The organism is Flavobacterium sp. LC2016-12, from assembly GCF_015351595.1.
Classification (GTDB): domain Bacteria; phylum Bacteroidota; class Bacteroidia; order Flavobacteriales; family Flavobacteriaceae; genus Flavobacterium.
Window position 1 is genome coordinate 180,253 of sequence record NZ_JADKPT010000002.1, and the last position, 23,104, is coordinate 203,356.

The window sequence follows — 23,104 nt, forward strand, 5'->3', positions numbered from 1 at the left end:
AAACAAAAAACTATTATGAAAAAATATATAAATAAATTATTCGTACTAGGCAGTTTGCTTTTTTTAGCTGCTTCCTGCGAAACTGATGGACAACTAACAACTTTAGCAAAAGTAAGTTTCCCTTCTGCGATTGAAGTTTCATCGAAAACAATTGTACTTAAAGAAGATGAGTCTGATCAGCAAGCGTTACTTGTTTCATGGCCAAAAGTGACTTATCCAATCGCTGCACCTGTTACCTACGCCCTACAATTTGACTTAACTACTGATGTCAAAGGAAGCGAGGCTTGGGGAAAAGCTAAACGAGTTGAAGTTGGCGAAGATGTTTTAAGTAAATCTTTTACTGTCTTCGAATTGAACAAAATCGCAACAGAATTAGGCCTAAAACCGAATGTTGCTGGAGAATTAGTAATACGTGTAGAGTCTTCGATGGATCATAGAATTTATTCAAATCCCGTCACAATAACGGTTACACCTTACGAAAAAGTAGTAGTGTTCGGCGAAATCTATATGCCGGGAAGTTATCAGGGATGGGGTATAGAAACTGCAGCAGCATTAACAGAAATACAAGTAGGAATTTACCAAGGGTATATGACTGTACCTGAAGGTGCCGGTCCCGGATTTAAATTAAATAGGGAGAGAAACTGGGCTCAGTTCTTTGGTGCTGGAGCGTCAAATGCTGATTTGAAAAACATGAGCGATACTGATTTAACACTTCCAGGAGCAGGTTCCTATCAAATAAAAGTAAATTTAAATACTTTAAAATGGAGCGGCACACCTTATTCATGGGGAATTGTTGGAACAGCAACAGCCGGAAGTTGGGATGCAAGTACTCCAATGAGTTATGACCATCAAAACAAAACATGGAAAATAACTACCACCCTACTACCAGGAGCCTTAAAATTTAGATTAAATAATTCCTGGGACGTAAATTATGGTCCTGCAGATGCTTCAACCGATACAATTAACCTTGGTAATACAGCTGCTTATAGCATTGGATTAGAAGGAACTTATGAAGTGACTTTTAAAATAAACGAAGTAGATCCGCTATCAAATGGTTACCCGGCAACTGCAACTTGTACTATTGTTAAAAAATAATCTAACATTTAAAATAAGCTAGATTAGTTTGAGTGATACCTGCCTTTTTGAGCGAAAGGCAGGATATCTTTAAACTTTGTACTTATTTAATCAAATTTAAAAAATATGAAATCAAATATAAACATCATCTACACGCTGCTAATTGCATTAGCTTTTATTTCGTGCAGTTCTTCTGATGACAATTCCACCCCTATTGCCCCTTCCCCTTATACCCAATATGGTGCTGCTTTCGATAAGATGCCAAAGAAGGAAGACGCCATAATTTATCAGGTAAACATTCGTGCTTTTAGTCAGGCAGGAACTTTAAAAGGTGTTCAGGACCGACTTGCCCAAATTCAGGAATTAGGAGCAAATGTGATTTATTTAATGCCTGTTTATCCCGTTGGAAAAATAAAAGCTTCAGGAGAACTAGGTTCACCTTATGCTGTACAAGATTACAAGGCAGTAAACCCTGATTTTGGTACGCTACAAGATCTTCAGGTTTTGGTTGAAGAAGCACACAAAAAAAACATGGCTGTAATTTTGGACTGGGTTGCCAACCATACAGCTTGGGATAATGCCTGGATTACACAACATCCAAATTGGTATCAAAAAAACGATAAAGGAGAAATCATCATTCCTCCAGGAACAAATTATAATGACGTTGCACAATTGGATTTCAATAATGCAGAAATGAAAGATGCCATGATTGATGCGATGTCATATTGGGTTTACAATGCAAATATTGATGGTTTCAGATGCGATTATGCTGATTTTGTTCCTCAAAACTTTTGGACAGATGCAATTACGAAATTAAGAAACATCAAAAAAAATCAAAATATATTAATGTTAGCTGAGGGTACAAAAGTGAATCACTTTACTTCTGGTTTTGATTATACATTTGGATTTAACTTTTTCTCGACTTTAGAAAAACTTTTCAAAGAAAATAAATCTGCCACTACAATTCAGGATTCAAACGCTACTGAATATGCAAACAATTACAACCAAGAAAATAGAATTGTAAGATATACAAGCAATCATGATGTGAACCTTTCTGAGGGAACTCCTTATGAACTTTTTGGAGGTAAGGAAGGCTCGATTGCTACATTTGTTGTTGCGGCCTATTTGAAATCTGTTCCAATGATTTACAACGGACAAGAAGTAGGATACAATCAAAGAATCAATTATTTTGCAAAAACTCCAATCGACTGGTCTACGGCTGATGCAGCTGTTTTGGCAGAATACAAAAAAATAATCGCTTTCAGAAATGCTAGTAATGCGATAAAAAAAGGAACTTATACAGGATATAGTACTAATGCTGTAAGTGCTTTTACAATGGTAAACGATACAGAAAAAGTTCTGGTTCTTTCTAATTTAACAAATTCAGCCGTTAAATATTTGGTTGCTCCTGCATTAAAAGGAACATGGAAAGATGCTTTTACCGGAAATGCCGTAACTGTTGGTGCCGAAATGACACTACAACCTTTTCAATATTTAGTATTGAAAAACTAATAAAAAAGCAACTTTAAAAATTAGCTTTGCAAAAAACTAAATAACATGAATTTTCAATCCCAAAAAATGCCGCTTCAAATTCGTTTGAGCAAAAAACTAGCGCTTTTACTTTTCATCTGTGCGAATTCCCTATGGATTCAGGCACAGGAAATCAATTCGCCAGACAAAAATCTTTCCTTAAAATTTGAATTAAAAGAAGGCGGAATTCCGTCTTACCAATTATCATATAAACAAAAAGCGGTTATAAAACCAAGTTCTTTGGGTTTAGAACTTCAAAATTTGCCTTCGTTTTTGGATGGTTTTACCGTTACAAATACAGCACAATCCTCTGTTGATGAAAATTGGAATCCGGTTTTAGGAGAAGAAAAAACCATTCGTAATCATTATAACGAATTGGTTGTGACTTTAGCGCAAGCGAAAAACAACAACAGATATATTCGCATTCGTTTCCGTTTATTCAATGATGGATTAGGTTTTAGATATGAATTTCCAAAACAAAATGATTTGAGTTATTTTGTGATAAAAGAAGAACGTTCTGAATTTAATTTGGCTGGAAATCATAAAATTTTCTGGATTCCCGGCGATTATGATACCAACGAATATGCGTACACGACTTCGAAAATTTCTGAGATTCCTTCGTTGATGAAAAAAGCCACTATCGAAATTAACTCACAGTGGCCAATAAAAGAACTTGCTGTTCAAACGCCATCTATGATGAAGTCTGATGATGGATTATACATCAACATTCACGAAGCAGGATTAATCAATTATCCGGCAATGTATCTTGAAGTTGATGCTGTAAACAACAAAATGCGCAGTCATTTAGCGCCAGACGCAGTAGGCGCAAAAGGTTATATGCAGACGGATGCACAATCGCCTTGGAGAACTATTGTCGTTAGTGATAAAGCAACTGAAATTTTGGCTTCAAAATTAATTCTGAACCTCAATGAACCAACAAGTTATAAAGATGTTTCGTGGATCAAACCGGTAAAATTCATCGGAATCTGGTGGGAATATTTTGTAGCAGGAAGAAGTACGTGGGCTTTCGGAAAAGAAAACAATGTAAAACTAACTGATGATTTCACGAAGCTTACGCCGAATGGAAAACACGGGGCTACAACAGAAAGAGCAAAAGAATATATTGATTTTGCTTCTAAAAATGGTTTCGATGCCATCCTGATCGAAGGATGGAACATTGGCTGGGAAGACTGGATCAACAACTGGAAAGAAGAAGTTTTTGATTACGTAACCGCTTACCCTGATTTTGATGTAAAAGCAGTTCATGCATATGCGGCTTCAAAAGGAGTTAAAATTATCATGCACCACGAAACTTCAGGATCTGCAACCAATTACGAACGTCGTTTAGACCGTGCTTTTCAATTTATGAATGACAACGGTTACGACGCTGTAAAAACAGGATATGTAGGTAAAATTATTCCGCGTGGCGAACACCATGACGGACAATGGATGGTAAATCATTATATCAATGTTGCCAAACGTGCTGCTGATTATAAAATCATGATTGACAGTCACGAAGCGGTTCGACCAACAGGTTTGCACCGAACTTTCCCAAACTGGATTGCTCAGGAATCTGCTCGCGGAACGGAGTTTGAATCTATGGGGGGATTAGCTCCGGATCATACTACGATTTTGCCTTTTACAAGATTAATGGGAGGCCCAATGGATTATACGCCAGGAATTTTCCAAACTGATCTTTCGTATTATGGAACCGGAAGTACACAACGTGTCAACACAACTTTGGTAAAACAATTGGCGTATTATGTTACCATGTACAGCCCGTTGCAAATGGCGGCTGATATTCCAGGCAATTACGAGCGTTTTCCAGATGCTTTTCAGTTCATTAAAGATGTTGCAGTCGATTGGGACAACAGTTATATTTTAGAAGCTGAACCAGGAGATTACATCACGATTGCACGTAAAGCCAAAGGAAAAGATGCCTGGTTTGTGGGAGGAATCACAGACGAAAATGCAAGAACGGCTAATATCACATTTGATTATCTACCTGCCGGAAAAAAATTCATTGCTACGATTTACGCCGATGCTAAAGAAGCTAACTGGGATAAAAATCCACAAAAATATACTGTAACTAAAGCCGTTGTAACCTCAAAAACAATTTTGAAACAGTATTTAGCTCCAGGCGGAGGTGTTGCTATCAGCATTAAAGAAGGAAATGCTACAGAATTAAAGGGATTGAAAAAGTTATAATTTAAGGTTCTGAGACACTAAGTTTCTAAGCTTTTTGCCACGAATTTCGAATTGGCATGAATTAAGGCTGCAGATTAAAATTTGTGCTAATTCGTGAAATTCGTGGCAATACCTATGTCTTTTTTAGACAGAAATTAAAATTTTACTACTTGAAAACTATTAACCACAAAATGTTTGTCGAATTTAAAAACCAATGCGAGTGAGAATGAATTTTAGTTAGAGATGCTGACAAGCATGCAAAAAACCGAAATTATGAAAATCAAAATTACCACTAGATTATTTCATTTCACAAAAGCAGTAATCTGTTTTCTATTATTATTTGCAAGTTCCGTTTATGCACAAGATCCGCCTCAGTACGGTACACCATTTGCCGGTGTTCCCGATACCCGAGATGTAAACATGTATCAGGTACATATTCGTCCGTTTAGTGCCAACGGAAATTTAGCCGGAGTAACCGCCCGTTTAGATAATATTAAAGCACTCGGTACCAACGTTATTTATTTAATGCCCATTTACCCGCATGGTACTGATTCCAGAAGTTCGCCTTCTCCTTATTGTATTAAAGATTTTAAAGCCGTGGGCTCAGAATATGGTTCACTTTCTGATCTAAGAACTTTAGTCGATGGAGCTCATAGTCGTGGAATGGCCGTTATTTTGGATATCGCCATCAATGGTACTTCTTGGGATAATGCCTGGACAACCACGCATCCTGAGTATTATTTGAGAAGTGGCACCACCATTCAGCAATTAGGAAACTTCTCCGATATCGCAGCGCTAGATCTTAATAGTTCTGCTACAAGAAATGCTATAAAAGATGCTATGCGTTACTGGATTTTAGCTGCGAACGTTGACGGATACCGTTGCGATTACGCAAATAATCCTCCATTAGATTTCTGGTCTGAAGTTATCGGAAACATTCGTGGAATTTCTTCTCATAAATTATTAATGTTAGCAGAAGGAGATAGACAAGCCAACTTTACGGCTGGTTTTGACATGAACTTTGGTGACAGATGGTTTTGGAATGCCTTAAAAGATGTTGCTGCCGGTGGTCCGGTTTCGACTCGTTTTCAAACTATCAATGATTATGAATATGCCAATGCAACGGGTTCAAATCAAGCCGTTCGTTACACCGGAAATCATGACACTTATACAAATGATAATGGGGTTCAAAGGCCATTCGTAATCTTCAATAACCATAACGGAATTGTTGCCAATTTCTTAGTTTCTGCTTATATGAAAGGAGTTCCTTTTTTAATGAGCGGACAGGAAATCGACTACGAACCTAAAACCGACTGGCCTTGGCAAGGCTTTAAATTCAACTGGTCCCAAAACCCAACTGCTGCTGCTGATTTCGCTAAGATTTTAAATTTCAGAACCTCTAGCGCAGCCATTAGACGTGGAGATTTAACAATGTATGCCAATGATGATATTAGCATTTTTACAAAAACATTAGGAACTGAAAAAGTAATCGTAATGTCAAATTTAAGAAATGCTTCTAAATCGTATGTTATTCCGGCGGCGTTAGCAGGAACTTATGTAAACCCATACAATGGTAATGCTTCTGTGACTTTAACTGCAGGTGCGACAAGATCATTTGCGGCATATGAATATTTGGTTTTAACCAATACCAATGCTCCGGTTGTTGCGGTGACAGGTGTTTCTGTTAGTCCATCGACAGTAACGGTTGGTTTGGGTTCTACACAACAATTAAGTGCAACGATCGCGCCGGCAAACGCAACAAATCAAAATATAAACTGGACATCAAGCAATACAGCGGTTGCAACCGTAAATTCTTCTGGTTTAGTTACAGCAGTTGCTGCAGGAACAACTACAATCACAGCTACAACTGTTGATGGCAACAAAACAGCGACTTCAGCTGTCACAGTTGCGGCAATTCCGGTTGCCTCTGTAGGTGTTACACCAACTACTGCAAGTTTATACGCAGGAAATACACAACAATTAACTGCAACAGTTTTACCGGCAAATGCAACAAATAAAAATGTTACGTATAGTTCAAGCAATACTGCAATTGCAACGGTAAATTCATCTGGACTTGTAACAGCAGTTGCTGCGGGAACAGCAACAATTACCACAACTACTCAAGATGGTAATAAAACTGCAACAGCAACTATTACGGTAAATCCAAATAGTAATTTCACGGTGTACTTCTATAAACCATCTAATTGGGGAACTGGAATTAAAATTTATTATTGGAGCGCTTTACCAGCGGGAGTTTTAGCAAATGCCACCTGGCCGGGAGTAAATATGACCGATGCCGGAAATGGCTGGTACAGTTATACGTTTACCAATGTAACATCAACAAATTTAATTTTCAATGACGGAACCAATCAAACTGCCGATTTAAGCCGAAACAAAACAGGCTGGTACATGAACAACACCTGGTACGATTCAAATCCGGGAACTGTTGTTGCGGTGACGGGAGTTACATTATCGCCAACAACGGCCACTTTATTGGTTGGTACCACACAACAAGTAACACCAACAGTTGCGCCTGCAACGGCAACGAACAAAACGGTTTCGTATAGTTCAAGCAATACGGCTATCGCAACTGTAAACGCAACTGGATTAATAACTGCAATCGCAGCAGGTTCTGCAACTATTACTGTAACCACTCAGGATGGAGCAAAAACAGCGACTTGTGCGGTAACGGTAAACGCAACAAATGTTGCAGTAACGAGTGTAAGTTTGAATCCAACTACAGCTTCATTAGCTATTGGAGGAACGCAACAATTGACGCCGACAATTCTTCCTGCTAATGCAACAAATAAATCGGTTACTTATAGTTCTGGCAATACAGCTGTAGCAACGGTAAATGCTTCGGGATTAATTACAGCAGTTGCAAACGGAACTGCAACAATAACAGTAACAACAGTGAGTGGAAGCAAAACAGCAACTTGTACTGTAACCGTTTCAACTGCAACAGGAAATTATTACACGATTAAAAACAGATGGACCGGAGCTTATTTATCTGATGCCGGTGCGAATGTTGGTTATGGAACAACCATTTCTGGCAACAGTTACAAATGGCAAAAAATTACTATAGATGCGACTTATTTTGTGCTGAAAAATGTAGCCACTGGTGAATTGATTAATATCGAAGGTCAGACTGGAAGTGTTCAATGTAATATTACAGATACAACTTTTTGGAGTGCACAATGGTCTAGCGATTATATTGACGGAACATGGACGCGATTAAGAAACAGATGGCAGTCAGGAAATATTATTCATGTTGAAAACCAAACGGGTTCTGCACAATACGGAAATTCTCAAGATGGCTGGTACAGTGCACAATGGCAATTGGAACCAACAACAGTTGGAACAGGAAAATCTGCCTTAAAAATTGATGCTGTTTCAGAAACTGAAGCTGTAATTGGGATTTATCCGAATCCGGCGACTGACAGTGAATTTCATGTATTAATACCTGAATTAAAAGCTGGTGATATGGCTTCGATCACTGTTTCAGACATGAACGGAAGAACGGTTTTAACAGACAGACTTTCGGCTTCAGGACAAATTAATCACAGTTTAGCTTCGGGGATTTATATTGTAAATATTAATTCGAATGAATTTAATGTGACAAAGAAGCTGATTGTGAAATAATAAGTTTTCGCCACGAATTCACGAATTAGCGTGAATTAATATTTTTTAAAAAGTAAATGCCGGATGAAAATTTCATCCGGCATTTTTTTATGTTTACTTTTCTACACAAGGTTTAAAAAAGGTAAATCGAATTACAAAACGTCTAATCTAGCCCCGATAAGACTGGAAATCCTTTTGTGCCGGTGTTCGGCACAAAAGATTGGAAGGGATAGCGGGACTGATCGTCTTTTGAAAAAGAATCTTTCTGCTTCTAAAAAACAAAAAAATTACTCCCCTAATAATTCCATCAATTCCAATGCTCTTTTGGTCGATTTTACATTATCAAAAGTCAATAAAAGTCGTAAACCATTAGGCGTTTGTTTTTCTTTCATTTGACAAAGTGAACTGTATTTTTGAACAAATTGAAGTACCTTTCTAAATTTTGACGACTGATAATAATCAGACTGTTGATCTGAAACGAAATAACCAATCATTTTTCCTTTTTTCATCACCAATTTTTCGATTCCTATGTTGGTTGCAATCCATTTGATGCGAATGCTGTTCATCAAAGCATTGGCACGCGGAGGCATTGGTCCGAAACGGTCAATTAATTTGTTTTGGAAAATAACCAGTTCTTCTTCATTTTTTACAGAACCCAACTCGTTGTATAAACTCAAACGCTCGGTAACATTATTGATATATTCATCAGAAAACAACAATTCAAAATCGGTATCGATTTGTAAATCTTTTACGTATTCCTTCGTGTCAATATCGTTCTCTTCCGGATATAAATCTTTGAACTCGTTTTCCTTCAATTCTTCGATGGCTTCGTTCATGATTTTTTGGTAGGTATCAAAACCAATTTCATTGATGAAACCGCTTTGTTCGCCACCTAATAAATCTCCGGCACCACGAATTTCAAGATCCTTCATGGCGATGTTGAAACCGCTTCCCAATTCGCTGAATTGCTCCAAAGCCTGAATACGTTTTCTGGCGTCTTCGGTCATGGAAGAATACGGCGGACAGATGAAATAACAGAATGCTTTTTTGTTGCTTCGCCCCACTCGACCACGCATTTGGTGAAGATCTGACAATCCGAAATTATTGGCGTTGTTGATGAAAATCGTGTTGGCATTTGGTACATCCAAACCACTTTCAATAATCGTGGTTGCCACTAAAACATCAAAATCGCCGTTCATGAAACCTAACATCAATTCTTCGAGTTTTGCGCCCTCCATTTGTCCGTGACCAATTCCGACCCTTGCATTTGGTACCAAACGCTGAATCATTCCTGCCACTTCTTTTATATTTTCGATTCGGTTATTGATGAAGAAAACCTGTCCGTTTCGCTGAATTTCATACGAAATGGCGTCACGAATTATTTCTTCATTAAAACCAACCACATTGGTTTCAATCGGATAACGATTTGGCGGAGGCGTTGTAATTACAGATAAATCGCGCGCTGCCATTAATGAAAACTGAAGCGTTCTCGGAATTGGCGTTGCGGTTAAAGTCAGCGTATCGACATTCGCTGCAATCGTTTTTAATTTGTCTTTTACATTTACACCAAACTTTTGTTCTTCATCGACAATCAATAAACCTAAATCTTTAAAAACTACATTTTTGTTTACTAATTGATGCGTTCCGATGACAATATCAAGTTTCCCTTCAGCTAAATCTTTTAAGGTTTGTGTTTTTTGTTTGGCAGTTCTAAATCGGTTTAAATAACCAACCGAAACAGGCATATCTTTTAATCTTTCGGTAAATGTTCTGTAATGCTGGTACGCCAAAATAGTGGTCGGTACTAAAACTGCAACTTGTTTACTATTGTCAACCGCTTTAAAAGCGGCGCGAATCGCAACCTCTGTTTTACCGAAACCAACGTCTCCACATACCAAACGATCCATTGGGCGATCGCTTTCCATGTCGGCTTTTACTTCTTGTGTAGATTTGGTTTGATCAGGAGTGTCTTCATAAATAAACGAACTTTCTAATTCATTTTGAAGGTAACTGTCCGGCGCAAACTGAAAACCTTTTTCCAGACGGCGTTTTGCATACAACTGAATTAAGTTGAACGCAATATGTTTGACACGCGCTTTGGTTTTTTGTTTTAAAATTTTCCAGGCGTTCGATCCTAATTTATAGATTTTCGGAGGTGTTCCGTCTTTTCCGTTGTATTTTGAAATTTTATGAAGCGAGTGAATGCTTACATAAACAATATCATTATCAGCATAAACTAGTTTTATGGCTTCCTGCGTTTTGCCTTCCACCTGAATTTTCTGCAAGCCACCAAACTTCCCAATTCCGTGATCAATATGCGTTACATAATCTCCAACAGAAAGTGCTGTTAATTCTTTTAGCGTAATATTCTGCTTTTTAGAATAACCGTTTTTGATGTTGAATTTGTGATAACGCTCAAAAATCTGGTGATCGGTATAGGCCGTAATTTGATTTTCTTCGTCAATAAAGCCTTGGTACAAAGGCAATACAATCGTGTGATATTGCTTGCGAATATTCTCTGAATTCGCTTCATCTAGCGATTCGAAAATATCATGAAAGCGTTTTGCCTGTGCATCATTCGAACAAAACAGATAATTTTTATAACCGTTAAAATGATTGTCGCTCAAATTATTCAGCAACAAATCAAATTGTTTGTTGAAAGAAGGCTGTGGCTGAAAATGAAATTCAACCTTTTTTGTAGTTTTGAAAATGGGTTTTGAAGCCAATTCTACTATCGGAAAATCCAAAGCACGTTTGATAAACGAACTCTGATTTAAGAATAATTGTTCCGGAGTGGCATGTTTAATTTCGCCTGAAAGTTTCTCAAAAGCTTCTTCTGCCCTTGCGAATTGTTTGTCTAACTGACTAAAAAGTCCGTCGGTATTTTGAATGAAAAGAACGGTTTTCTCTGCAATATAATCTAAGAAACTCTCGCGATTTTCCTGAAATATCTTGTTTTCAACATTCGGGATAATCGTGATTTTTTTATGGGTTTCAACCGATAATTGGGTTTCAACATCAAAGCTTCTGATACTGTCGACTTCATTTCCGAAGAATTCTATTCGGTACGGATGATCGTTTGAAAAAGAAAACACATCGACAATTCCTCCACGAACTGAGAATTCTCCTGGTTCAGTAATAAAATCAACTCTTTTGAATTCGTATTCAAATAAAACTTCGTTTATGAAATCGATCGAAATTTTATCGTTTAATGCGACTTTCAACGTGTTTTTGTCCAATTGCTGACGTGTTACCACTTTTTCAAAAAGTGCTTCCGGATACGTAACAATTACAGCTGGTTTTTTTCTGGAATTGATTCGGTTTAAAACCTCAGCGCGAAGCAAAACATTGGCGTTATCTGTTTCATCAACCTGGTACGGACGACGAAATGATGCCGGATAAAACAATACATCCTGCTCACCAATCATTTGTTCGAGATCGTTCAAATAGTAAGCGGCCTCTTCTTTATTATCTAAAACAATCAAAAAAGGCAATTCGGTTTTTTTGAAAACAGCGCGAATGATAAATGAAACGGCCGATCCCAACAAACCGCTAAGATGCATTTTTAACTGATTTCCTTCCAGTAAATTTGTTGCAATCTGCTGCGTTTTGGGCAAATTGTCATACGTTGTATATAAGGCGTTTTTACTCAACTTTAGGCGTATTTTGTATTGGAGGCACAGGCCCTGAATTAGGAATCGCACGTGTTGTATCTAACATTCTCAAGAAATCTTCTTCACCTTCTTCTTTCGGAATTTTAGCTTTCTCAACAATTTTATCCATTTGTCTTTCTAATGAAACCAATTCTTTGTTGATTTCTCCAATCAAAAAAATTACTTTCTCATCTGGAATCGTACTCAAGTGAATGAATAAATCCAACATTTTGACTTTGGTAATCAAAATAGAAATTCGGCTTTTTATTTGAGGAAGATTAAATTCTGCAGGAATATTGTTATTCAGTGCCATTGCTTTTTTTGAAATAGCAGTTGATTTTTTCTGAAATGCACCGATTGTTTTTCTTGGTTTCTCTCCAAGTTCTTTTAAAAACTCACGCCATTCGTTCCAGGAGTTTATATTTTTTTCTGAAACTTCATTGATTGGTTCGTCTATAAAAACCCAGGCCTTATTAATATTATTAAATATTTTTTCGTTCTTTTTTGCCACTTTTAGATTTTCAGCAAGGCGTTTTTCATTTTCATTTTGACATGAATTCAACACAAAAATTAAAAGTAAAAAAAGAGATATTTTATATTTCATTTGGTAAAACATTAAGCTACAAAGTTACAAAGTAAATTTACAATTACGAATTCTGTTTTTTGCTAAAGAATCTATAAAACAAGGTTATTTTTTTGTCACTTCCGATAGTGCTCTCCATAACCATTTAAAAGGTTTCTTTTACCTTTTATGCTCAATAAAAATATTTTTAAAGAAAGACTTTTAAAAGCACACAGACACACCCGTGCCGGCACAAAGGCACACCCTTGTAAAAGAGAATTATCCAACAAACAAACTTTTTCATTATTGAATCTATAATTTATGATTCTAAAAAGCTTGTGTAATTGCGAAAACGTTATATTTGCATAACTAAAAAACTACAAAAAAAATGAATCCAAAAATCTTGATTATTGGCGCTTGCGGTCAAATTGGGACAGAATTAACCCAGAAATTACGTAAGTTATACGGAACAGAAAATGTAATTGCTTCTGATATCCGAAAATTAAATACTGATGTTGTTAATTCAGGACCTTTTGAAGTGGTCAATGCTTTAGATTTTAACCAAATTGAGCATCTTGTAGAGGTACATCAAATTACTGATATTTATTTGATGGCGGCACTTTTATCGGCTACAGCCGAAAAAAACCCTGCATTTGCCTGGGATTTGAATATGAACTCTCTATTTCACGTTTTAAATTTAGCGAAAGCAAAAAAGATAAAAAAGGTATTCTGGCCATCAAGTATTGCGGTTTTTGGACCAACAACTCCAAAAGAAAACACGCCGCAATATACCGTTATGGAGCCTTCAACTGTTTACGGAATTAGTAAACAAGCTGGCGAAAGATGGTGTGAATACTACCATAATATTTATGGAGTTGATGTTCGAAGCATCCGTTATCCTGGTTTAATTAGCTGGTCGACACCTCCTGGTGGCGGAACTACGGATTATGCTGTTGATATTTTTTATAAGGCTATAGCCGATAAAAAATACGAGTGCTTTTTATCTTCTGAAACCAAAATGCCAATGATGTATATGGATGATGCAATTGATGCAACCATCAATATTATGAAAGCACCGGCTGAAAAAATCAAAATACATTCATCCTATAATTTAGCTGCAATGAGCTTTACACCAACTGAAATTGCTGCTGAAATCAAAAAACATATTCCGGAATTTGAGATTACTTACAATCCAGATTTCCGTCAAAAAATTGCAGACAGCTGGCCGGCAAGTATTGACGATGCTGAGGCAAGAAAAGATTGGGACTGGAAACATACTTTTGATCTTGAAACCATGACTAAAGATATGCTGGAGCATTTGAGTTAATCCTTTAACAAACCATAAAAAAGTCCCGTTTAAAAATTTAACGGGACTTTTTTATTTCTACAAATAAAGATTATTTCACTTCAAAAACATTGTTTGCAGCTTTTACATCAGCCATTAATCCGCTTGGATCAATTGTGATTTTTTTGATTGCTGTTTTATTTTTGTCAATTATAAAACTATAGTTGGATTGCGCCCATGCCCAATCCTCCAAAACAGTTCTTTTTACATTTGGAGTTGGATTTGGTTTGATGAAATTCATCATTCTTAATGGAATGTAAAATGTTTCAGAAGTTCCATCAGTATATTCAACTTTCAAATCGATAGGCATTGGCATTCTTCCAATTCTTTCTAGTGTTACAGTTGTTTTTCCAGCATTATCTGCTACGTCTTTGATTCCGTAATCAATTGTATTTGCCGTTTCAGCCCAATCAATTAAATACCAATCCAATTCAGCTCCGGAAACTCTCTCCGCTGTTCTTTTGATATCATTTGGTGTTGGGTGCTTGAATTTAAAATCGTTGTAATATCTCTTTAAAGTGGCATCAAGATTTTCCTGCCCAATTACATAAGCCAATTGCGATAAAAAGATACTTCCTTTTACGTAAGATGAAATACTGTATGGTCTGTTTTCGTCGTAACGATCACCGTGGGTTGTTTGCGGCTGCTCTTTACCAGAATTTACTAAACTGTAATAAGCTGCATAATTTCCTTTAAATGGATTTTCTTCTTTTTTAGCTGCAATTTCATTTAGAGCAGAATCTTCAATATAAGTGGTAAATCCTTCATCCATCCATGGATGTTTTGATTCATTTGAAGCCAGAATATGTTGGAACCAAGAGTGTCCTAGTTCGTGTGTTGCAGTTCCTAAAATTCCTTCCAGTTTTCCGCTTCCTAACATCAAAGTACACATTGCGTACTCCATTCCACCATCTCCACCCTGAATAAATGAATATTGTTTGTATGGATATGGTCCAACTTTATGGTTGTAATAATCCATCACTTTTACCATCAAAGGCTCTAATTGTTTCCAATTTTCAGTTGTTTTTGGATCATTTTTATAGAAGAAATGCAAGTCAACATCATTTGGTCCTTTTACAATATCATGCGTATATGCTTTATCTGCAGCCCATGTAAAATCGTGAACATTTGGTGCAATAAAATGCCATGTTAATGTTTTTGCTTTTTTTGGATACACAACTGTTACACCAGCATCCTGATATCCGTGACCAATTTGGTTTTTATCCTGTAAATATCCAGAACCTCCAATTGTATAGTCTTTATCAATTGTAATTTTCACATCAAAATTCCCCCAAACACCGTGAAATTCTCTTGCGATGTAAGGATCTGCGTGCCATCCTTCGAAATCAAATTCGGCTAATTTTGGATACCATTGCGACATTGATAATTCAACACCTTCATTATTATTACGTCCTGAACGACGAATTTGAACCGGAACCTGGCCATCAAAATCTAAACTGAAAGTAGTTTTAGAATTTGGCAAAATTGGTTTAGCCAGAGTCACTTCAAGAATAGTTCCCGAAGTTCTGGTTTGAGCTGTTACACCATCTTGTTTGAAATTTGTGATTTTTAAAAATCCAATCTCATTTGGTTTCAACGTTTCGATTCGGCTTTGTTTTACCTCTTTTCCATCGGCACCTTTTACTTTTGTAACCATTCTGCCGTCCGGGTCTTTTATAGAATGCAGACGCGCATCCATTTCACTTCCTGGCTGAAAAGCATTTGGGTATAAATGATAAAATACTTTTCTTAAAGTATCAGGAGAATTATTAGTGTAAACCAATTCTTGTTTTCCTTTGTACAGATAGTTTTTTACATCCATAGAAACCTCCATTTTGTAATCGACATGTTGTTGCCAATAGGGAGCATTTTGCGCAAATGCAGAGTTTAAACCAAAACTCAGAAAGGATAATAGTATAATTTTTCGCATCATTGTTTTAATAAAAATGGAAGAGTTGCCACTCTTCCATCGTGATTAGTATTTTATATTTTTATTTCTTCGACATTTTTTCAGCCATTAGCAATGCATTATAAGCATTTACCATTTTAGCTGTTTTTGATGATTCAACTGATGAAACAGCCACTGGTGCTTCATTTGGATTAGGGTTTTCTCCCAAAACTACTTTTGCAGGAAGTGCAACTCCAGAGTCCATCAAAATTTGTTTTACCTGATTTGCTTTCAATTTTGGATAGTAAGAACGAATTAAGGCCGCAACTCCCGCAGCATTTGGTGATGCCATTGATGTTCCTTGCAAATATTTGTATTTATTGTTTGGAACCGTTGCATAAATTTCTTCACCCGGAGCAAAAACGTCTACATTAATTTTTCCAAAGTTTGAAAATGGAGCTATTACCGTTTCTCCATATGCTTTATTAATTGCACCAATTGTAATCACATTATCTGTAAACTCTTTTACGTTGTCTTGAGAGTCATTTGGATAATTAATATTTTTTGTTTCATCGATATTATATCCATCATTACCTGCCGCATGAACAATTAAAACATCTTTTTTCTTAGCATACAGTAAAGCATCATAAACCCATTGTTTGTGAGGAGAAAAACTTTTTCCAAAACTTCCGTTAATCACTTTTGCGCCATTGTCTACCGCATAACGAATTGCCAATGCAATATCTTTATCATATTCATCTCCATCCGGCACAGCTCTTACCGTCAAAATTTCAACGTTATTAGCGATTCCGTCTCCACCTAAATTATTGCCACGAACTTGTGCAATAATCCCGGCAACGTGAGTCCCGTGAAGTGCTTCTTCTTTATCCGGCCCAAAAACAACATTATTTCCGTAATGATTGTCTTTAATATCTTCCGGATTATCGCCTACGATTTTTCTTCCGTCAAATTCTTTATTTAAATTGTAATCTAATTGATCGTAAACTTGTTTTCTATAGTCTTCCAATTCTGCTTCGGGATCAAAAGTCGGACCTGCACTATTAAAAATCTGCGTCATTATTCTTTTACTATCTAAAACATTTGGATCCGTAGAAGTTATAGAACTTAAGTCTTCTAATTTATAATCTGTTTTATTTAATGCCTTTTTTACAGTATTATGAATCTCTAACAAACGATCAACCTGTTGTTTGTCTTGTAAAGCTTTCTCATATTTTTCGGTATACTGGGCCAGAGCATTTTTATATTCTGCAGAACCGTCGTCACCTTTTTTAACAACACGTGTCATTTCAAGATTTTCATGCACGGCATTCCCAAGAAAATTCCATCCGTGAACGTCGTCTATAAAACCGTTTTTATCATCGTCGATTCCGTTTCCTGCAATTTCTTTAGGATTGGTCCAGATCATTCCTTTTAGATCTTCATGTTCGATATCAACACCAGAGTCAACAATACCAACTATTACTTTTACACCCGTTTTTCCTTGTAGTAATTCGGCGTAAGCCTTATCCACACTCATTCCGGCAATGGTATCTTTTGCCAAATCAAGATGGCTCCATCTTTTTAATTCATTTTCAGTAACCGGAGCTTTTTTTACAATAGCCAAAGGAGCGATAATCGCTGTTTTAGGAGTTGAATTTTGTGCTTGTAGGGTTACACTACAACCTGCTAAAACAAGTAATGCAAAAGCAGATAAGCTATTTGGTTTTATATGACTCATGTCTGTAATTATGATAAAAGTTAAAATATGGGTCTAAATTATGATTTTTTGTTACAAAATACTAACAGTTAACACTGTGTTATGAAATTTTAGTTATGATTTAAGAAAATGTAAAATAACAACAAAGTACTTCACAGCAAAGACTTAAACTATTTCTTACGAAATATTAATAATGGTGATTTTTCAAATCCTACAAATTAAATTATTGACAAATAAGCGCCCCTTTACGTCTTCCCGTAAGGATAATCTAATTAAAATAGGTATACTTGCGTCTAGTCCTAAAACTGAATTTATGAAAATAAATTTCCATCAAAACCCTAAATTAAAATAATAGAAAACCTTAACATATGAGAAAAACTTTACTTTTATTTTTAATACTTTCTTATTCACAAATAAATGCCCAATGCTGGAAAACCGTAACTGCTGGGTATAGTTATACTGTAGCTACACAAACAGATAATAGTTTATGGAGCTGGGGTAGCAACAAGGAAGGGCAATTAGGAGATGGCACCACTATAAATAACTATACACCTCAAAAAATAGGAACAGCTACTGATTGGAAAATAGTAGTTACCGGAACTAATCATACGGTTGCACTAAAAAACGATGGTTCTTTGTGGGCCTGGGGAAGCAACAAGGAAGGACAATTGGGAGATGGCACCTCTATAAATAAAAGTGTTCCTACACAAATTGGAACTGCTACTAACTGGCAGACAGTGGCAGCAGGAAATCAATATACAGTTGCCTTAAAGAACGATGGAACTTTATGGGCTTGGGGAGATAATTATTTTGGAGAACTAGGCAACGGTACCAGTTCGGGTAGCAACACTCCTAAACAGATTGGAACAGCTGCAGATTGGAAATCGATAACGGTAGGTTATTATCACACGATTGCCATAAAAACAGATGGCTCTTTATGGACGTGGGGAGGAAATAATGCCGGACAATTAGGAGACGGTACTACTACTAAAAGCTATTCACCAAAAAAAATCGGAACAGCAACTGATTGGAAAACGATATGTGGAGGAGGCAGTCATACACTTGCTATAAAAACAGACGGGTCCTTATGGGCTTGGGGACAAAATAAATATGGAGAGTTAGGAAACGGTACAACTACGGATAGTTATGTTCCGACGAAAATAGGAACGTCCACGAATTGGAAAAGTTTAGGAGCGGCGGGCGATCATACAATTGCCATAAAAACAGATGGCTCTTTATGGAGCTGGGGATATAATTCGCATAACGAATTAGGAAATGGCACAACTCTCAACAGCCTAATCCCAGTACAAATAGGAGCTTCAAAAAATTGGCAAGAGGTAAACGCAGGTTGGTATTATACAGCTGCTGTGAGTTCTGATGGCGTTATGTGGACTTTCGGAGATAATTCTGATGGTCAATTAGGTGATGGTACAAATGTTAATAAAAATGTACCATTAACAGTTGTGTGTCCAGCTTCGTTTGTAATAACAACATCTCAAGCCAATATAACTTGTTTTGGCGATAAAAATGGTTCAGCTTCTATAACAGCTGTTTCGGGCGGTACGGCTCCCTATACATATCTTTGGTCTAATGGAAAAACAACCAGTTCTATAACGGCATTGGCTGCCGGAAATTACTCTTGTACCATAACAGATGCCGCTTCATTATCAATTACAAAAAATTTCACTATCACACAGCCAGAACTTCTTAATTTAATAGTAACAAGTACAAGTTCGTCATGTGACAACAATAATGGTAAAATAACGGCTATTGCAACTGGAGGAACACTACCATACGAATATGCACTTTCGCCCTTTAATTATCAATCTTCAAATGCATTTGCAGGTTTATCTCCAGGAAATTATGTAATAAATGCAAGAGATGTGAATGGATGTATAGTTTCCTATAATATAGTCATTTCTGCAGGTGAGACACCTCCTCCAACTGCCAGTTCACAAACATTCAATAATATCACTACAGTTGCAGACTTAAAAGCTTCCGGAATTAATTTGAAATGGTATGACGTTCCTGTTGCCGGATCTGCTTTAAATTTATCGACTGTATTACAAACAGGTACTTATTATGTTTCGCAAACAATTGACGGATGCGAAAGTCTACTGAGAGTCGCAGTCAACATAACGGTTACATTACCTTCAGGAAATGAGCAAATACCAACAAATGGTTTAGTTGCTTATTATCCTTTTAATGGAAATGCAAATGATACTAGCGGAAACGGATCGAACGGAACTGTTACAGCCGCTACTTTAACATCAGACAGATTCGGAAATAGCAACACTGCTTATAGTTTTGATGGCGTAAACAGTTATATCGATGCTGTTATACCAAATATTCCTCAAATTAATGCTCCCAGAACAATTTCAGGATGGTTTAAAACAAATGATTCTTTTTCTGATCCCAATAAAATTGAAGTTTCAATTTTTAATTACGGTACCTTAGCTAAATTACAAAGATTGTCTCTTTCTATTTATAGTAAAGGTTATCTCCAGATGATAAGTGGAGCCTCTTCATCTAGTGACGACTATTATATCAACAACTTTAATTACGCCAACAATGATTGGTACTTTTTTACGCTTACCTATGATGGATCTAAACTTTCGATATTTGTAAATGGTAATTTTGTAGATCAAAAAGCTGTAAATTTAAATACTGTTGGCAACATCTTTAGAGTCGGTCAAAGAATTTCTGGAGATAGCATAAACGAAGGTTTTAAAGGAACAATAGATGATATTGCCATTTGGAATCGTGTTTTGACTCCGGAAGAAATTTCGGCTTTATATACACCAGGAAAACCTGAAATTGCTTATACCTTAATTCCCGATGCCAATTTTGAACAAAAACTAATTAATTTAGGAATTGACACTGATGGATTAAATGGAAAAGTTCTTACTGATACTATTAGCACTGTAAAGTTCTTAGACCTTAACAAAAGTAATATTTCAGATTTAACAGGAATAGAAGACTTTGTATCATTAACTGATTTGTATTGTGGTCAAAATTCATTAACAAAAATAAATGTAAGTAAGAATACCGCTCTGACTACTCTGGACTGCAACAACAATATGATAACCTCTTTAGACGTAAGTAATAATATTGCTTTACTTAATTTGAGCTGCTATTCAAATCAATTAACAGCTTTAGATGTTAAAGTAAATACAGCGTTAACAAAATTAGATTCGGGTTCAAACAAATATACTACTCTGGATGTAAGCTCAAATACTGCGTTAACATTTTTGGGCTGTAATACTAGTCAATTAACCAGTTTAGATGTAAGTAATAATACAGCTTTAAATCTGTTGGATTGTCGCGAAAATAAATTAACCCACCTGGATGTTTCTAACATCGCTACTCTAACAGAGCTATATTGTCAATCTAATCAATTAACAAATTTAGATATAAACAAAAATAAAGCTTTAGAATTTTTAAATTGTTCAAAAAATCAGCTAACCACTTTAGATGTTAGCGTAAATACTGCCTTAGTCGGTTTATATTCTAATTCTAATCAATTAACGAGTCTAAATTTAAAGAATGCAAACAATATTAAACTTGCATATCTAAATTTTATAAACAATCCAAATCTAAGCTGTATTCAGGTTGATGACGTTTCATATGCAAACACCAATTGGGCGACTAAAAAAGATGCTGCCGCAATTTTTAATACTAGTTGTGACACTTATACCTTAATTCCGGATATTAATTTTGAAAAAGCTTTAATCGCAAAAGGAATTGATTCAGGAGTTACAGACGGCAAAGTCCTGACATCTAATGCAGTTGCAGTTACTGATTTATTTATAAGCTCAAAATCTATTAGCGATTTAACCGGAATTCAGGATTTTACATCTTTAATAAATTTCGAATGCGACAATAATAATGTTTCAGATATTAATGTTTCGAACAACACCAAATTAAAATATTTATCTGTCGGAGGTAATCAGTTGAAAAAATTAGATGTTTCTAAGAATACAGCTTTATTAGATTTGTATTTTCATGAAAATCAAATTTCAAGTATAGATGTTTCTCAAAATACTGCCTTGAAGACGTTATATTTTACAAATAATGCAATTACAAATATTGATGTAACCAACAATCCTGCTTTAACACATTTGTATTGTAATTCAAATCAATTAACTACATTAAACGTTTCTAAAAATACCGCTTTAACAAACTTAATTTGTGATCATAACCAACTAACGAATTTAGATATTTCTAACAATACTTTGCTTGATGCTATATACTGCAATAGCAATCAATTAAAAAGTTTAAATACCTCTAAAAACACAGTATTAATAAGAATAGAATGTGACACTAATCAAATAACAAGTTTGGATACTTCCAAAAATCCTTTACATATTTTAAATTGCTCATCTAACCAATTAACAGATCTCGATCTTTCGATGAATACAGATTTAAATTCCTTGTCTTGTAACAATAATCAATTAACAAGCCTAAATTTAAAAAATGGAAATAACTCGAGTTTTGGAAATATGGGCGATAATTTCAAGTACAATCCAAATTTAACTTGTATTCAGGTTGATGATGTAGCTTTTTCAAATAAAAATTGGGCAAATGCAAAAGACGCTACAGCTAGTTACAGCGTTTTATGTGAAAACCAGATTGTTCTAATTCCTGACGTCAATTTTGAACAAAAATTAATTGATTTAGGAATTGATTCTGATGGTTTAAATGGAAAAATAACAATTACAGATGTTAAGCAGGTTACCAGCCTGGATCTTTCTAACAGTAACATTAAAGATTTGGCGGGAATTGAAAATTTCACGGCATTAACTTATTTGAATTGCAGTAATAATCAATTGACGACTTTAGATTTAAGTCAGAATATTCTTTTAGAAACACTGGATGCTTCTTCAAATCAAATTACATCGTTAGACTTATCTAAAAACGGTAAACTTACAATTGTGTATGTAGTTTCAAATCCACTGTTGTATTTAAATCTGCAAAACGGAAATAATACAAATATGATCATCCTGAATGTTACCGGAAAAAATGCTGCAAATAATATTACAACCACTTTTCTTGGTCTCGATAAACTTGCTTGTGTAAAGGTAGATGACGCGGTTTTTTCAAATGCTAACTGGTCAAAAATTAAAGAAGTAAACACTGTTTATTCTACAACTTGTACTTTAGGAGTTGAAGATTCTATTTATGACAAGGCAGTTTTATACCCAAACCCAACAAAAGGGGAAGTCAGCATAAATAATGTTTTTTTGAAAAAAGCAACAGTTTACAACACAACAGGACAATTGGTACGAGCATTTAATTTTGATTCAGACAGTGCAGACAACACAATCAATTTGGCTGGTCTTCCAAAAGGAGTTTACTATGTCTATTTAATCAATGGTGACAATGCTTCAGTTAAAAAAATTATAGTGGAATAATTTAACAAGGAGAAATTCTATTTTCGGCTTAATGAAAATAGAATTTCTTTCTTTTTATTCTTTTCTAATTTTAAAAAAAACTCGTTTACGTCTTCCCGTAAGGAAAAACAATT

At 35.7% G+C, this 23,104-nt stretch carries 10 protein-coding genes; 6 read left to right on the forward strand and 4 right to left on the reverse strand.

Features of this window, described 5'->3' with window-relative positions:
• The first annotated feature begins 15 nt into the window (after positions 1-15).
• The 4 genes from IRZ99_RS05225 to IRZ99_RS05240 all read left to right on the forward strand — a co-directional run bounded on the left by IRZ99_RS05225 (position 16) and on the right by IRZ99_RS05240 (position 8,433).
• Entirely contained in the window at positions 16-1,095 is a 1,080-nt protein-coding gene (locus IRZ99_RS05225; RefSeq protein WP_194656262.1) for a SusE domain-containing protein, read from the forward strand.
• Between the two features lie 105 nt (positions 1,096-1,200).
• The gene (locus IRZ99_RS05230; RefSeq protein ID WP_194656263.1) at positions 1,201-2,586 is read left to right on the forward strand and encodes an alpha-amylase family glycosyl hydrolase; all 1,386 of its coding nucleotides are present in this window, start codon (positions 1,201-1,203) and stop codon (positions 2,584-2,586) included.
• A 45-nt stretch (positions 2,587-2,631) separates the two neighbouring features.
• Positions 2,632-4,812, forward strand: a complete 2,181-nt coding sequence (locus IRZ99_RS05235) for a glycoside hydrolase family 97 protein (protein WP_194656264.1) — start codon at positions 2,632-2,634, stop codon at positions 4,810-4,812.
• 252 nt (positions 4,813-5,064) lie between these two features.
• Entirely contained in the window at positions 5,065-8,433 is a 3,369-nt protein-coding gene (locus IRZ99_RS05240; protein ID WP_194656265.1) for an Ig-like domain-containing protein, read from the forward strand.
• 266 nt (positions 8,434-8,699) lie between these two features.
• On the opposite strand, the gene mfd is transcribed toward IRZ99_RS05240, so the two are convergent.
• Together mfd and IRZ99_RS05250 are read right to left on the reverse strand one after the other, a co-directional pair.
• Positions 8,700-12,065 (reverse strand): transcription-repair coupling factor, encoded by a 3,366-nt coding sequence (gene mfd, locus IRZ99_RS05245; RefSeq protein ID WP_194656266.1) that lies wholly within the window; start codon positions 12,063-12,065, stop codon positions 8,700-8,702.
• The gene (locus IRZ99_RS05250; protein WP_194656267.1) at positions 12,058-12,669 is read right to left on the reverse strand and encodes a hypothetical protein; all 612 of its coding nucleotides are present in this window, start codon (positions 12,667-12,669) and stop codon (positions 12,058-12,060) included. The genes mfd and IRZ99_RS05250 overlap by 8 nt, the downstream gene beginning before the upstream one ends.
• 346 nt (positions 12,670-13,015) lie before the next feature.
• Between IRZ99_RS05250 and IRZ99_RS05255 the strand changes: the two genes are divergently transcribed.
• Positions 13,016-13,954: an L-threonine 3-dehydrogenase gene (locus IRZ99_RS05255; protein ID WP_194656268.1), complete on the forward strand. Its 939-nt coding sequence runs from the start codon at positions 13,016-13,018 to the stop codon at positions 13,952-13,954.
• A 70-nt stretch (positions 13,955-14,024) separates the two neighbouring features.
• Here the strand turns inward: IRZ99_RS05255 and IRZ99_RS05260 are convergent, their stop codons facing one another.
• Positions 14,025-15,902, reverse strand: a complete 1,878-nt coding sequence (locus IRZ99_RS05260) for a M1 family metallopeptidase (protein WP_194656511.1) — start codon at positions 15,900-15,902, stop codon at positions 14,025-14,027.
• Positions 15,903-15,963: 61 nt separating this feature from the next.
• Complete coding sequence (locus IRZ99_RS05265) at positions 15,964-17,598, reverse strand: S8 family peptidase (protein WP_194656269.1); 1,635 nt, start codon at positions 17,596-17,598, stop codon at positions 15,964-15,966.
• A 347-nt stretch (positions 17,599-17,945) separates the two neighbouring features.
• On the opposite strand from IRZ99_RS05265, the gene IRZ99_RS05270 reads away from it, so the two are divergent.
• Positions 17,946-22,991, forward strand: a complete 5,046-nt coding sequence (locus IRZ99_RS05270; RefSeq protein WP_194656270.1) for a leucine-rich repeat domain-containing protein — start codon at positions 17,946-17,948, stop codon at positions 22,989-22,991.
• Positions 22,992-23,104 lie beyond the last annotated feature (113 nt).

What these genes read in the sequence shown, in the direction of transcription:
- IRZ99_RS05235 (WP_194656264.1), top strand. Translation starts at nt 2,632, where the DNA reads ATGAATTTTCAATCCCAAAAAATGCCGCTTCAAATTCGTTTGAGCAAA.
- IRZ99_RS05240 (WP_194656265.1), top strand. Translation starts at nt 5,065, where the DNA reads ATGAAAATCAAAATTACCACTAGATTATTTCATTTCACAAAAGCAGTA.
- IRZ99_RS05255 (WP_194656268.1), top strand. Translation starts at nt 13,016, where the DNA reads ATGAATCCAAAAATCTTGATTATTGGCGCTTGCGGTCAAATTGGGACA.
- IRZ99_RS05270 (WP_194656270.1), top strand. Translation starts at nt 17,946, where the DNA reads ATGAGAAAAACTTTACTTTTATTTTTAATACTTTCTTATTCACAAATA.
- IRZ99_RS05230 (WP_194656263.1), top strand. Translation starts at nt 1,201, where the DNA reads ATGAAATCAAATATAAACATCATCTACACGCTGCTAATTGCATTAGCT.
- IRZ99_RS05260 (WP_194656511.1), bottom strand. Translation starts at nt 15,902, where the DNA reads ATGCGAAAAATTATACTATTATCCTTTCTGAGTTTTGGTTTAAACTCT.
- IRZ99_RS05250 (WP_194656267.1), bottom strand. Translation starts at nt 12,669, where the DNA reads ATGAAATATAAAATATCTCTTTTTTTACTTTTAATTTTTGTGTTGAAT.
- IRZ99_RS05265 (WP_194656269.1), bottom strand. Translation starts at nt 17,598, where the DNA reads ATGAGTCATATAAAACCAAATAGCTTATCTGCTTTTGCATTACTTGTT.
- IRZ99_RS05225 (WP_194656262.1), top strand. Translation starts at nt 16, where the DNA reads ATGAAAAAATATATAAATAAATTATTCGTACTAGGCAGTTTGCTTTTT.